The sequence below is a fragment of the Pseudomonas sp. LBUM1679 genome, from assembly GCF_059695565.1.
Map to the genome: position 1 here is coordinate 1683937 of NZ_CP166774.1, position 12764 is coordinate 1696700.

The following is a 12764-nucleotide window of genomic DNA, read 5'->3' on the forward strand; positions in this document are numbered from 1 at the left end:
GAGCCATCCAAACGGAGGGCAACACGATGAAAGGTCAAAAAGGTTTTATCACCGTTGAAAAACACTCCATCCACCTGGTGACCGACCTGCTGCACAAGATCAATCGCTGGTACGAACTGCACCGCGAACGTGAAATGTTGGCGGGCATGAGCGATGAAGCGCTGAAGGATATCGGCCTGACCCGCGCAGATGTCGCGCAGGAAGCCGAACGGCACTTCTGGCAAGACCCCCTGAGCAATGGAAAATAAGCTGAACGCTCTGTGGGAAATCCCCGGTCACAACCCTATGATTGCGGCGCAAGCCCATGAAATGGGGTTCGTGGCGACCTGAAACAGACGGTCATAGACATTCACTGGAGCCTGCCCGACACCTGGCCAAGACTGCCGCCTCGACGCTGAGGAGCATCATCATGGAACGATCGTTTATTGCACGGAGCAGCACGTTACAGGTATTCAGCCACGGCTTGGCCAAGGTCGGCCTGCCGCTATCCAGGGCAACGGCGCAACTGAAGCGCTGGCGACAACTGAGCAGGGATCGCGCCGTACTGGCGCGCTTGAGTGATGACTGTCTGCGCGATATCGGCTTGAATCGGGCTGACGTCATGCTGGAGTCGTCCCGGCCGTTCTGGGACGATCCGCTCAAGCGATGAAGCGGCGGCGCTGGCGTTTTATGCGCAGGTCGCTAAGGTGGGAAGAGACCAAGCCATGAGCCGTTGAATGTCCACGTCCTCGAGCTTTTCCTTGAAACAGGCCAGGCGCCTGGCACTGACTGCCCAAGGCTTTACCGGGCGTCAGTCGCCAGTGCCGGTCAAGTCGGCCCGGATCAATCGATTGATCGAGCGCCTGGGGTCGGTGCAGATCGACTCGGTCAATGCGTTGGTGCGTTCGCACTACCTGCCCCTGTTTTCCCGCCTCGGCCATTACGCTCATGATTTGCTCGACCAGGCTGCCTGGAGTCAGGGCCGGCAACGCACGCTGTTCGAATATTGGGGGCATGAAGCCTCGCTGCTGCCATTGTCGATGTACCCGCTGATGCGCTGGCGCATGCTGCGCGCGAGCCGTGGCGAGGACATCTATCAGCAACTGGCGCGTTTCGGCCGCGAGCAGCAGGACACGGTACGCCGGGTGCTGGCCTCGGTTCAGGCACTTGGCGCGCTGGGGGCCGGAAGCCTGTCGACCCGTCAGGAGCGGGCAGGGCCCTGGTGGGACTGGAGCGCGGAAAAGCATGCACTGGAATGGTTGTTCGCCGCCGGTGAAGTGACCGTGGCCGGGCGGCGCGGGTTCGAGCGGCTGTATGATTTGCCGGAGCGGGTGATTCCTTCGGCGATTCTCCAGCAGCCTCTGCTGTCGGAAGCCGAGGCGCAGCGGGGGTTGTTGCTGCACGCCGCAACAGCCTTGGGTGTCGGTACGGAAAAAGACCTGCGCGACTATTTTCGCCTGGGTCCGGCAGACAGTCGACCGCGGCTGGCGGAATTGGTCGAGTCCGGCGCCTTGCTGACCTGCGAGGTTCAGGGTTGGCGACAACCGGCGTACTGCCTGCCCGAGCTGAAGGTGCCGCGTAAGGTCGAGACCAGCGCGCTGCTGTCGCCCTTCGACTCGCTGATCTGGGAGCGTAGCCGCACCGAGCGGTTGTTCGATTTTCGCTACCGGCTGGAGATCTACACCCCTCAGAGCAAGCGGGTCTACGGCTATTACGTGTTGCCGTTCTTGCACAATGAGCGGATTGCCGCGCGGGTGGACCTGCGCGCCGAGCGAGCGCTGGGCAGGCTGGCGGTGCACGCCGTGCATGAGGAAGAGCCGGGGCTGGACGAGGAGGGGATGCTCGCGTTGGCGGTCAATCTGCGGCGCATGGCGGGTTGGTTGGGGTTGGAGCGGGTTCAATTGAATTGTCCGCGGGCGAGTGCGGCCAGATTGCGGGTGGCGTTGGCCCAGGTCGGTGGTGACTGAACCGACGCTATCGCGGGCAAGCCCGCTCCCACAATGACCGAGCCATTCATGAATGATGTGTCTGGCGCTAATCCTGTGGGAGCGGGCTTGCCCGCGATGGCGGCCTGTCAGGCGACGAATGGTTTATCGCCGAACTTGCTTCAGGGTTTCAGCAATAAGGAACGCCAACTCCAGCGATTGATCGGCATTCATCCGCGGGTCGCAATGGGTGTGATACCGATCCGACAACCCATCTTCGGTAATCGGCCGTGCCCCACCGATGCACTCGGTCACATTCTGCCCGGTCATCTCGATGTGGATACCGCCGGCATAACTGCCTTGCGCTTCGTGAACCTGGAAAAACTGCTTCACTTCGCCGAGGATCTGCGCAAAATCACGGGTCTTGTAGCCGCTGCTGGCCTTGATGGTGTTGCCGTGCATCGGGTCGCAACTCCAGAGCACCTGCTTGCCTTCACGCTGCACCGCGCCGATCAGCTGCGGCAAGTGATCGCCGACCTTGGTCGCGCCCATCCGCGCAATCAGGTTCAGGCGACCCGGATCGTTGTCCGGGTTGAGCACGTCGATCAGGCGGATCAGGTCGTCGGGGTTCATGCTTGGGCCGACCTTGACCCCGATCGGATTGTTCACCCCGCGCAGGAATTCGACATGAGCGCCATCCAGCTGACGGGTGCGGTCTCCGATCCACAGCATGTGCGCCGAGCAATCGTAGTAATCGTTGGTCAGGCTGTCGCGACGGACGAAGGCTTCTTCGTAGTTCAGCAGCAGCGCTTCGTGGGCCGTGAAGAAACTGGTTTCGCGCAATTGCGGCGAACTGTCCATGCCACAGGCACGCATGAACGCCAGGGTTTCATCGATGCGATCGGCCAGGTGACTGTACTTTTCAGCCAGTGCCGAGTTGGCGATGAAGTCCAGGTTCCACTTGTGCACCTGATGCAGGTCGGCAAAACCGCCCTGGGCAAAGGCGCGCAACAGGTTCAGGGTGGCGGTGGACTGGTGGTAGGACTGCAGCAGGCGCTCCGGGTCCGGCACGCGGCTTTTTTCGTCGAAACCGATGCCGTTGACGATGTCGCCCCGATAGGCCGGCAGGGTCACGCCATCGATGGTTTCGTCATTGGCCGACCGCGGTTTGGCGAACTGCCCGGCCATGCGCCCGACCTTGACCACCGGGCAACCGGCAGCAAAGGTCATGACGATCGCCATTTGCAGCAGCACTTTAAAGGTGTCGCGGATTTTCGCGGCGGAGAACTCGGCGAAGCTTTCGGCGCAGTCCCCGCCCTGCAATAGAAACGCGCGACCCTGGGTCACTTCGGCAAACTGACGGCGCAACTCCCGGGCTTCACCGGCAAACACCAGCGGCGGATAGCTGGCCAGGGTCTGCTCGACGTGCTGCAGATGTGCGGCGTCGGGGTAACGGGGTTGTTGCTGGATCGGCAGGGCGCGCCAGCTGTCAGGACTCCAGGGTTGGCTCATCGCGGTCTCTAGTGTTTTACGCTCGGACTGTCATGTTATCAGCAATTAGTGCGTGACCTGTTCCCGTCGCTTCGCGGACAATCGCGCCTTTGCCGCGCCACGCCGCGGTTTCAATGTGTTGCCTGTCGGGCGACGATCAGGAGACAAGATGACTGAGGAGCGCGTCGAGCATCTGCTCGCCGAGGTACAGGATGAGTTCGGCGTGATTCGCGTGCTGGAAGTGGCCGATTACCGTTTTCTCGAGTTCGGTGATGCCATCGAGCAAAGCTGCGTGTTCACCGCGGACCCCAGCTGGCTCGAATACGATTACACCCGCGCGATGCTGATCGGCGCGCTGTGCCACGAACAGCCGGAAAACGCGCTGTTCCTCGGGCTGGGGGCCGGTACCTTGACCCAGGCTTGCCTCAAGTTCCTGCCGCTGGAAGACGTCGAAGCCATCGAACTGCGCCCCGACGTGCCACGCCTGGCCATCGAATACCTCGGGCTGGATGACGATCCGCGCCTGTATATCCGTGTCGGCGATGCGCTGGAGCTGCTGGATACGGCGGAACCGGCGGACCTGATTTTCGTCGACCTCTATACCGATGTCGGCCCGGGTGTCGGGCATCTGGCGTGGAGCTTCCTGGAGAACTGTCAGAAACGCCTGAACCCGGGGGGCTGGCTGGTGATCAACCAGTGGGCGACCGATGACGGCAAGCCGTTGGGCGCAGCGTTGTTGCGCGGGCTTTATCACCGGCATTACTGGGAGCTGCCGGTGAAGGAGGGCAATGTGATACTGCTGGTGCCTGCGGAGCTGGATCAGGAGCTGGACATGGACGGCTTGATCGCCCGGGCCGAAGGGCTGGCGCCGCGGTTGGGGTACTCGTTGCAGGCGTTGATCAAGGCCATCCGCCCGGCTACCTGAGTTGTCTGTAAGGGCCCCATCGCGGGCAAGCCCGCTCCCACAGGTTTATTTGTCGTTCACAAATCTGTGTTCGCTGGCGATCCTTGTGGGAGCGGGCTTGCCCGCGATGGGGCCCTCACAGCCAATAAATCCCTCAAAGCCCTTTGAACACCCCAGGCCGCTTCTCGACCATCGACCGCACACCTTCCTTGGCATCCTCACTGGCCAGCAACTTCTTCACCAGCGCCGGCAACCCCTGCGCCGCCGCCGTTTCTCCTTCGTAACGCGCCTGCCGGGCCGACATCAGCGTCGCCTGAACCCCAAGCGGCGCCTGCCGGGCGATCCGCTCAGCCAGCTCGAGTGCTCGCGGCAGCAAATCCTCACTGGCCATGACTTCCTGCACCAGCCCCAGGTGCAAGGCGTCATGGGCGTCGAATTCATCGCCTGTCAGCAGCCAGCGCATGGCATTGCCCCAGCCCGCGACTTGATGCAGGCGCAACGTCGCGCCGCCGAACGGGAAAATGCCGCGCTGCACTTCCTTCTGGGCGAAGCGAGTGTTGCTCGCGCACAGGTTTATATCAGCGGCCAGCATCAGCTCGATACCGATGGTCAGGCAATAGCCTTGCGCGGCGACGATCACCGGTTTGCTCACCCTGGGCCCGGCAAACACCCCCCACGGATCACAGCCGCCTGGCGGTGCCTGCCAGCCTTCGGCCAGGGCCGCACTGGCGTTGATCAGATCGAGCCCGGCGGTGAAATGCTCGCCATGGCCAAACACCACCGCCACCCGCGCCTCGCTGTCGGCCTCGAATTCGCCGTACGCCAGGCTCAATTCATTGAGCAGATCGAGATCGAAGGCATTGCGCTTGGCCACCCGATCCAGACCGAGCACCAGGACATGACCGCGGCGTTCACGGGTTACACGACTGCGGCCGGGCTGATTCATGGGGCATTTCCTCGGGCGGGAAGGGGTTGTCGGACTGCCGGTCCGGGCTGCCTCGATGAACCGTTTTAGCGCGATCGCCAGCAGGGCCGGGGCCTTTGAAAAATAGACCCTTGCACGATTATCCGCAAAGTCTGTGACACAACGGTGTATACGTCAGTTTTCCGACAAATAATGCTCCCTTTTTGGCCGATTTCCGGTATAGTGCGCGCCGGCCTTTAAGCAGGCCGCGTTTAGGTAGCGCAATTCCCCGAAGCCAGCTTCGGCTGCACGTTCGCACAGCGAACTCTTCCTTGACGAATCTTTTTCATTCATTCGTTTTCGCAAATCCCCGCCGACAAAGCAGCCAGGGCGACTCTTGAGTCTTACACGGCATGCGCAGCTTTGGAGCATGGGTCTTTGCGGATGCACTTAGAGGCAGACCCATGACCCAGGAAACCGGCGGCTTCGCCGCTTTTAATCTTAATCCGAATATTCTTGCAGCCGTCATCGCGACTGGCTACGAAGAGCCTTCGGCTATTCAGCAGCAATCGATCCCGATCATCATGGCCGGCCACGACATGATTGGCCAGGCGCAAACCGGTACGGGTAAAACCGCTGCGTTCGCCCTGCCGATCCTGCACTGCATCGATCCTGCCAAGCGCGAGCCGCAAGCCCTGATCCTGGCGCCAACCCGTGAGTTGGCGCTGCAAGTAGCAACCGCTTTCGAAACCTACGCCAAGCAAATGCCGGGCGTTACCGTTGTGGCCGTTTACGGCGGCGCCCCTATGGGTCCACAACTGAAAGCAATCCGTAATGGCGCACAGATCGTTGTCGCCACTCCGGGTCGTCTGTGCGACCACCTGCGTCGCGACGAAAAAGTATTGTCGACCGTGAACCACCTGGTTCTCGACGAAGCCGACGAAATGTTGAAGCTGGGCTTCATGGACGACCTGGAAGTTATCTTCAAGGCCTTGCCAGCGACCCGCCAGACCGTATTGTTCTCGGCTACCTTGCCGCAGTCGATCCGTGCCATTGCCGAGCGTCACCTGCGTGATCCGCAGCACGTGAAGATCCAGACCAAGACTCAGACCGTTACCGCGATCGAACAGGCTCACCTGTTGGTTCACGCTGACCAGAAGACCTCGGCTGTATTGAGCCTGCTGGAAGTCGAAGACTTCGACGCCCTGATCATGTTCGTGCGCACCAAGCAAGCGACCCTGGACCTGGCCAGCGCCCTGGAAGCCAAAGGCTACAAAGCCGCTGCGCTGAACGGTGACATTGCCCAGAACCAACGTGAGCGCGTGATCGAATCCCTCAAGGATGGCCGTCTGGACATCGTTGTGGCGACCGACGTTGCCGCTCGTGGCCTGGACGTTCCGCGCATCACTCACGTGTTCAACGTTGACATGCCGTACGACCCGGAATCCTACGTGCACCGTATCGGCCGTACCGGCCGTGCCGGTCGCGAAGGTCGTGCACTGCTGCTGGTGACTCCACGTGAGCGCCGCATGCTGCAAGTGATCGAGCGCGTAACCGGTCAGAAAGTGGCCGAAGTTCGCCTGCCGGACGCCCAAGCCGTTCTCGATGCCCGCATCAAGAAATTGACCAACAGCCTGTCGCCGCTGGTGGCTGATGCCGAATCGACCCACGGTGATCTGCTGGATCGCCTGACTGCCGACATCGGTTGCACCCCGCGTGCACTGGCTGCCGCTCTGCTGCGCAAGGCAACCAACGCTCAGGCGCTGACCCTGGCCGCGATCGAGAAAGAACGTCCACTGGTGCCGAATAACGCACCGCGTGGCGATCGTCCAGAGCGTACCGGTGATCGTCCGGACCGTGGTGATCGCGAGCGTCGTGCTCCGGTTCCATTGGCCGAAGGTCGTGCTCGTTGCCGTACCGCGCTGGGCGCGCGTGACGGTATCGCGGCCAAGAACCTGCTGGGCGCCATCCTCAATGAGGGTGGTCTGGCTCGCGAAGCAATCGGTCGCATCCAGGTGCGTGACAGCTTCAGCCTCGTTGAGCTGCCGGAAGATGGTCTGGAGCGTCTGCTGACCAAGCTGAAGGACACTCGCGTTGCCGGTAAGCAGTTGAAGCTGCGTCGCTATCGCGAAGATTGATCCGCTCTCGGGCTGATTGATCGAACATAAAAAATCCCCGACTGGTTCGGGGATTTTTTTATGCCCGGGTTTTGACTCAGGGTTTGGCGTTGGCGTAGAGATAGTCCGTGGCCAATGACGCCAGCGTCCGCACGCCGACCACCAACGCCGCCTCATCCACAAAGAAACCCGGATTATGATTCGGCGCCGCCTTGCTCATGTCCTGATCTTTGGGCGTGCCCCCCAGAAATACAAACAACCCCGGCACCTCTTTGGCGTAAAAGGAAAAGTCTTCGGCGCCACCCACCAACGGCCCCTGCACCACGTCGTCCTTGGCCGCCCAGCGCAAGGTCGGCAGCATTTTCTCGGTCAGCGCCGGGTTGTTGATCGTCGGGTCATACTTCTCGATGATCGTCACTTCAGCCTTGGCGCCGCCGCTTTCGGCGATTTTCTCCACGGTCTGGCGTACATCGGCGTGCAGTTTCTGGCGGATGCCGTAGTCGTAGGAGCGAATAGTGCCGCTCATGTCCACGGACTCGGGAATGATGTTGTAGCGGGTGCCGCCATTGATGGTGCCAATGCTGACCACCGACGGATAAGACGAAATGTCGGTACGGCGGCTGACCACGGTTTGCAGGCCGACGATGGTTTGCGCGCCGACGGTGATTGGGTCGATACCGTCCCACGGGCGCCCGGCATGGGTCTGCTTGCCGAGAATCTTGATGCGCAGGTCATCGGAGCTGGCCAGGGTCGGGCCAGGGCGATAGGCGATCCGGCCGGCGGGGACACCGGCCCAGACGTGCAGGCCGAACACCGCGTCCGGTTTCGGCGATTTCATCACGCCTTCTTCAATCATCATTTTCGCGCCCCAGGTGTTTTTACCGTCGGGGATAAAATCGCTCGGGCCTTCTTCTGCCGGCTGGAAATAGAACACCACCGTGCCGGGCAACGTGTCGCGCATGCCGGTCAGGATTTTCGCCGTGCTCAGCAGGATGGCGGTGTGCGCGTCGTGGCCGCAAGCGTGCATCACGTCGACCTCCTTGCCGAGGTAGGTGCCTTTGGCTTTCGAGGCGAAAGGCAGGTCCGAGACTTCCTTGACCGGCAGCGCATCCATGTCGGCGCGCAACGCGACGGTCGGTCCGGGCAGGGCACCTTTGAGAATGGCCACCACGCCAGTGCGGGCGACGCCGGTTTTCACCTCAAGGCCCATGGCCCGCAGTTGTTTGGCGACCATTTGCGAGGTGCGTTGTTCGGTGTTGCCCAGTTCCGGGTGGGCGTGGATATCGCGGCGGGTTTCCAGCAGCTCGGGCTCCAGGGCCTTGGCCTGTTCGGCAATGTGCGTGCGCGCGCCTTCGAGTGTATCGGCGCTGGCGTAGCCGGCCAGTGCGCCGAACAAGGTCAGCAAACAGGTTTGTGCGATGCGGGTCAGCTGCATTGGTAATCTCCATGACTTTTGTTTTTTTTGGCTTCAGTGCCTATGACTGGAGTGCCACAAATAAGTGCTATTGCTGCACCTGGCCGCCACCTGCCGTGATCACTTGCACGCTCATGCGTGGCGTCGCCAGATCGAGCCCGGCCTCATCCAGATGGCGCTTGAGTGACAGGTTGAACGCCCGGGACACCTCCCACTGCTTGATCGGCGCGGTCTTGAACCGGGCGCGCAGGATCGCGTTGCCCGACTCGAAACTCTCGACTCCCTGGATCTCCAATGGCGACCAGATATTGCGCCGTTGCAGCGGATCGGTGCGTATCTTCTGTCCGACTTCGCGCATCAGTTTGATCGCGTTATCGATGTCCATGTTCGAAGGCACTGCCACCCTGAAGATGGCGTAGCCGAATTCCCGGGAGTAGTTCTTGATGCTTTTGATTTCGCTGAACGGAATGGTGTGGACGATGCCGTCGATGTCCCGCAGGCGCACGGTGCGGATGGTCAGGCCTTCGACGGTGCCCAGGTGGCCGCCGACGTCCACGTAGTCGTCGATGGCCAGGGAGTCTTCGATGATGATGAACAGCCCGGTAATCAGGTCGGCGACCAGCGACTGGGCACCGAAACCGATGGCCAGGCCGATCACCCCGGCACCGGCCAGCAGCGGCGTGACGTTCATGCCCATGTTGGCCAGGGCGACGATCAGCGCGATGATGAAAATGGCCACGAACAGCACGTTGCGGATCAGCGGCATCATCGTCTGCGCGCGGGCGTTGGCCAGGCCTTTGCGCGAGCGGGTGAGGGCGTGGTGCACGGCGGTGTCGCTGAGAATCCAGATCAGCCAGGCAAAAATCAGCGTGCCGCCGAGGCTGAACAGTTTGACGCTGATTTCATGGCCTTCGCCTTCAGTGAAGGCGATCAGCGACAGGCCCCAGACCCGCAGGCCGAGCTCGATGAATGCCAGCCACACCAGCAGATGGGCGAGGGTGTAGAAGAAGCTTTTCAGGCGATCGGAGTACAGCGCATGCCGCTTCACGCCTCGCTGCGGTTTGAGCGAGTGGCGGCGCACCAGCCCGTTGATGACCATGCACAGCACCAGCAGTACCGTGCAGATCAGCGACTGGCGCAACGCCGTGCTGGTGTCGCCGGCTGAAACAAAAGTGGCGAACAGCGAAATACCCACCAGCACCAGGGCAGGTATGTACCAGAAGGTCCCGAGGATATCGATGGTGTCGCTGAGCGCGCGGCGGGTCAGGCGTCGGGACAGTGGCTGGTTGCGGATCAGGTGAGCGATAGGGCGCCGGAAGCGCAGAATGAACAGTCCGGTGAACAGCGCGGCCAGGACATTGGCTATCGTTGCAGCGGTGTGCGCCAGGTGGGTGCCGAGGCTTTCGACCAGTCGTGGATCACTCAAGGCTTCACCGAACGCGGCGAAGCTGCCGATCAGCCACAACGGCCGAAAGGCCTGGTGACGCAGGATGTACAGGGCGCGGTGACGGTGCGGGCCGTCGAGCACGGAAAACGCGATCACGCAGATCGCCGAGAAACAGGTACCGACCACCAACGCATACGCCAATACCATGGCCAGGCTTTTGCCCAATGACGAGGGCAGGGCGTAGGTCATGTAGACCGTCATTACCAGCGCAATCAGCCACGGCCCGAGTTTGCGCAAGGCGAAGCGCAGCATGTCCAGAGCGCTGGGATGTTGCGGCAACTCTTCGGTCAGGCCGAAGCGCATGCGCACCCGGTGGCTGAGCCAGATAAGCACGGCGGCGAGCAAGCTCCAGACCATCAGAATCATGGCAAAGGCAAAAATGATCGGCAGCCATTCATTGGCCGGCACTATCAAGGCGTTCAGTTCGTCCCTGGCCAGCTCGTACTCTTCGGACCAGCGCGTGAGCGGGCTGTCTGCACCGGAAAACTGCTTCTCCAGACTGGCCAGCGTTCCGCCGATCAGCCCGAGCACACCCTGCTCGGCGGCGGGTTGGGCCTTTTTGGTGGCATCGCGCAACTTTTTCAGGTCGGCGAGCAACCTGGTCCGTTGCTGATCGTTCTCCAGCGACTTGATGACTTCGTCCAGGGACTGGCCCAGGGGTTCTTGCGCCTCTGGCTGGGATTTCGCCGAACCGCCGAGCAAGCCCGGCAAGCCGACTGCCTGGGCAGGGGCCAACGGCAGCAGCGTCATGAGGCAGACGAGGAGAAGGGATGGCAGGGCAAAAAGACGAGCGAACACTAGGCGGTCAACCTCGGATGAGCGGATCGACCGGTGTACGAGCCTGTCAAAATCAATGCGAGCCGGGGTTGAGGATTTATTCGTTGAGCTTGGCGAGGATCTTGAACACCACGGTCGCGAGAATCGTCAGCATGCCGATCCACATCGCGAAAACGCCCATGTTCTTGTCGCGAAAATTGAAGCCGATCGCCAGGATGATCATCCCGGAGAGAATCGGGATCAGCATGGCGTGGAACGAAGACATCGTGATCATGGGCGACTGCCTTGTCGGAAGGGGATGATTGAAGTCTAGGTGTCTTTTGCGCAACCGGAGGCGATGGGCGTAGGTTTACGCAAAACCCTGTGGGAGCGAGCTTGCTCGCGATGTTTTTGGGGGTTACGGCAACTCGCGGCAGGCGTAAAAGGCGCTCAGCACCTTGACCAGGTGCGCCAGGTCGTGGCTACCGCACAGTTCACGGATCGAGTGCATGGCGAACGTCGGCAAGCCGATGTCGACGGTACGCACGCCCAGGTGGCTGGCGGTGATCGGGCCGATGGTCGAGCCGCAGCCCATGTCGCTGCGCACCACGAAGCTCTGCACCGGGACTTCTTCGGCCATGCACAGATGGCGGAAGAACCCGGCTGTTTCGCTGTTGGTGGCGTAGCGCTGGTTGCTGTTGACCTTGATCACCGGGCCGGCATTGAGTTTCGGGCCGTGGTTGGCGTCGTGCTTGTCGGCGTAGTTGGGGTGCACGCCATGGGCATTGTCGGCCGAGACCAGCAGGGATTTCTGAATGGTCCGTACGAATTCATCACCTTCGGGCAGCAGGCGACGCAGGGTTTGCTCGAGCATCGGGCCATCGGCACCGCAGGCGGAGCTGGAGCCGACTTCTTCGTGGTCATTGCAGACCAGCACGCAGGTTTCGTCGGTCTCGGTCGTCAGCAAGGCTTGCAGGCCGGCGTAGCACGACAGCAGGTTGTCCAGGCGCGCACCGGCGATGAAGTCGCCATGCAGGCCAATGATCGCGGCGCTTTGGGTATCGTAGAAGCTCAGCTCGTAATCCAGCACCACGTCGGCGTTCAGCCCATGCTCCAGGGTGAGCTGGTTGGTGAGCACAGCGCGGAAGTCGACCCGTTCGTCACCGGCAAATTGCGCGAGTATCGGTGGCAGCTCGGTCTGGGCGTTGATGGCCCAACCCATATTGGCTTCGCGATTGAGGTGAATGGCCAGGTTCGGGATAGTGGCGATCGGTGCCTTGAAGTCGACCAGCTGACTCTCGACCTTGCCGTCCCGGCGGAAGGTCACGCGGCCGGCCAGCGACAGGTCGCGATCGAACCACGGCGCCAGCAGCGCGCCGCCATAGACTTCCACGCCCAGTTGCCAGAAGCCCTGGCGTTGCAGTTCCGGCTGGGGCTTGACCCGCAGGCAGGGGCTGTCGGTGTGGGCGCCGACCAGGCGGATACCGCTATGCAGCGGTGAGTGACGGCCCATCTTGATGGCGACGATCGAGGAGTCGTTACGGGTGACGTAGTAACGGCCGTTGGCTTCAGTGGTCCAGGGCTCGCGCTCATCAAGGCGCTGATAGCCCGCCGCTTCCAGGCGCTGTACCAGGCTGGCGGTGGCATGAAACGGGGTAGGGGAGGCCTTGAGGAAGTCGATCAGGCCTTGGTTCAACTCTTCGCGCATAAGTAGCTCCAGACAGCAGTGGCGCCAGTTTAACGTATTGGCCGCAGAATGGGCGGTGGGCTGACGGTGTTGCGTCTGCAGGTGATCCCTGTGGGAGCGGGCTTGCCCGCGAAAGCTGA

The 12764-nt window shown here is 61.6% G+C and carries 11 protein-coding genes; 5 read left to right on the forward strand and 6 right to left on the reverse strand.

The genetic code is table 11. The features are described 5' to 3' along the window. The first annotated feature begins 26 nt into the window (after positions 1-26). The 3 genes from ACA062_RS07775 to ACA062_RS07785 all read left to right on the forward strand — a co-directional run bounded on the left by ACA062_RS07775 (position 27) and on the right by ACA062_RS07785 (position 1946). Positions 27-248, forward strand: coding sequence for a DUF1127 domain-containing protein (locus ACA062_RS07775; RefSeq protein ID WP_150765859.1), 222 nt, complete (start codon positions 27-29; stop codon positions 246-248). A 161-nt stretch (positions 249-409) separates the two neighbouring features. After that, positions 410-649, forward strand: coding sequence for a DUF1127 domain-containing protein (locus tag ACA062_RS07780; RefSeq protein WP_497455866.1), 240 nt, complete (start codon positions 410-412; stop codon positions 647-649). Between the two features lie 67 nt (positions 650-716). Beyond that, the gene (locus tag ACA062_RS07785) at positions 717-1946 is read left to right on the forward strand and encodes a winged helix-turn-helix domain-containing protein (RefSeq protein WP_497455867.1); all 1230 of its coding nucleotides are present in this window, start codon (positions 717-719) and stop codon (positions 1944-1946) included. 123 nt (positions 1947-2069) lie between these two features. Here ACA062_RS07785 and ACA062_RS07790 read toward each other — a convergent pair whose 3' ends face one another. Then, positions 2070-3416 (reverse strand): class II 3-deoxy-7-phosphoheptulonate synthase, encoded by a 1347-nt coding sequence (locus tag ACA062_RS07790; protein ID WP_497455868.1) that lies wholly within the window; start codon positions 3414-3416, stop codon positions 2070-2072. Positions 3417-3564: 148 nt separating this feature from the next. Between ACA062_RS07790 and ACA062_RS07795 the strand changes: the two genes are divergently transcribed. Beyond that, entirely contained in the window at positions 3565-4320 is a 756-nt protein-coding gene (locus ACA062_RS07795) for a spermidine synthase (protein ID WP_497455869.1), read from the forward strand. 133 nt (positions 4321-4453) lie between these two features. Here ACA062_RS07795 and ACA062_RS07800 read toward each other — a convergent pair whose 3' ends face one another. After that, positions 4454-5245, reverse strand: a complete 792-nt coding sequence (locus ACA062_RS07800; RefSeq protein WP_497455870.1) for a crotonase/enoyl-CoA hydratase family protein — start codon at positions 5243-5245, stop codon at positions 4454-4456. A 422-nt stretch (positions 5246-5667) separates the two neighbouring features. Here ACA062_RS07800 and ACA062_RS07805 point away from each other — a divergent pair, with 422 nt between their 5' ends. Beyond that, positions 5668-7341: a DEAD/DEAH box helicase gene (locus ACA062_RS07805; protein WP_497455871.1), complete on the forward strand. Its 1674-nt coding sequence runs from the start codon at positions 5668-5670 to the stop codon at positions 7339-7341. Positions 7342-7417: 76 nt separating this feature from the next. Here ACA062_RS07805 and ACA062_RS07810 read toward each other — a convergent pair whose 3' ends face one another. The 4 genes from ACA062_RS07810 to ACA062_RS07825 form a co-directional block, all read right to left on the reverse strand. Beyond that, positions 7418-8755 carry an amidohydrolase gene (locus ACA062_RS07810; protein ID WP_497455872.1) on the reverse strand — a complete coding sequence of 446 codons (1338 nt, stop codon included), beginning with the start codon at positions 8753-8755 and terminating at the stop codon, positions 7418-7420. 67 nt (positions 8756-8822) lie between these two features. Further along, entirely contained in the window at positions 8823-10979 is a 2157-nt protein-coding gene (locus ACA062_RS07815) for a mechanosensitive ion channel domain-containing protein (RefSeq protein WP_497455873.1), read from the reverse strand. 76 nt (positions 10980-11055) lie between these two features. Next, on the reverse strand, positions 11056-11232 hold the full coding sequence (locus ACA062_RS07820; protein WP_497455874.1) for a hypothetical protein: 177 nt from the start codon (positions 11230-11232) through the stop codon (positions 11056-11058). A 123-nt stretch (positions 11233-11355) separates the two neighbouring features. Further along, the gene (locus ACA062_RS07825; RefSeq protein WP_497455875.1) at positions 11356-12645 is read right to left on the reverse strand and encodes a M18 family aminopeptidase; all 1290 of its coding nucleotides are present in this window, start codon (positions 12643-12645) and stop codon (positions 11356-11358) included. Positions 12646-12764 lie beyond the last annotated feature (119 nt).

Bases quoted from the DNA above. Each gene is read 5' to 3' on its own strand.
- ACA062_RS07775 (WP_150765859.1), top strand. From the start codon at position 27: ATGAAAGGTCAAAAAGGTTTTATCACCGTTGAAAAACACTCCATCCAC.
- ACA062_RS07780 (WP_497455866.1), top strand. From the start codon at position 410: ATGGAACGATCGTTTATTGCACGGAGCAGCACGTTACAGGTATTCAGC.
- ACA062_RS07785 (WP_497455867.1), top strand. From the start codon at position 717: ATGTCCACGTCCTCGAGCTTTTCCTTGAAACAGGCCAGGCGCCTGGCA.
- ACA062_RS07790 (WP_497455868.1), bottom strand. From the start codon at position 3,416: ATGAGCCAACCCTGGAGTCCTGACAGCTGGCGCGCCCTGCCGATCCAG.
- ACA062_RS07795 (WP_497455869.1), top strand. From the start codon at position 3,565: ATGACTGAGGAGCGCGTCGAGCATCTGCTCGCCGAGGTACAGGATGAG.
- ACA062_RS07800 (WP_497455870.1), bottom strand. From the start codon at position 5,245: ATGAATCAGCCCGGCCGCAGTCGTGTAACCCGTGAACGCCGCGGTCAT.
- ACA062_RS07805 (WP_497455871.1), top strand. From the start codon at position 5,668: ATGACCCAGGAAACCGGCGGCTTCGCCGCTTTTAATCTTAATCCGAAT.
- ACA062_RS07810 (WP_497455872.1), bottom strand. From the start codon at position 8,755: ATGCAGCTGACCCGCATCGCACAAACCTGTTTGCTGACCTTGTTCGGC.
- ACA062_RS07820 (WP_497455874.1), bottom strand. From the start codon at position 11,232: ATGATCACGATGTCTTCGTTCCACGCCATGCTGATCCCGATTCTCTCC.
- ACA062_RS07825 (WP_497455875.1), bottom strand. From the start codon at position 12,645: ATGCGCGAAGAGTTGAACCAAGGCCTGATCGACTTCCTCAAGGCCTCC.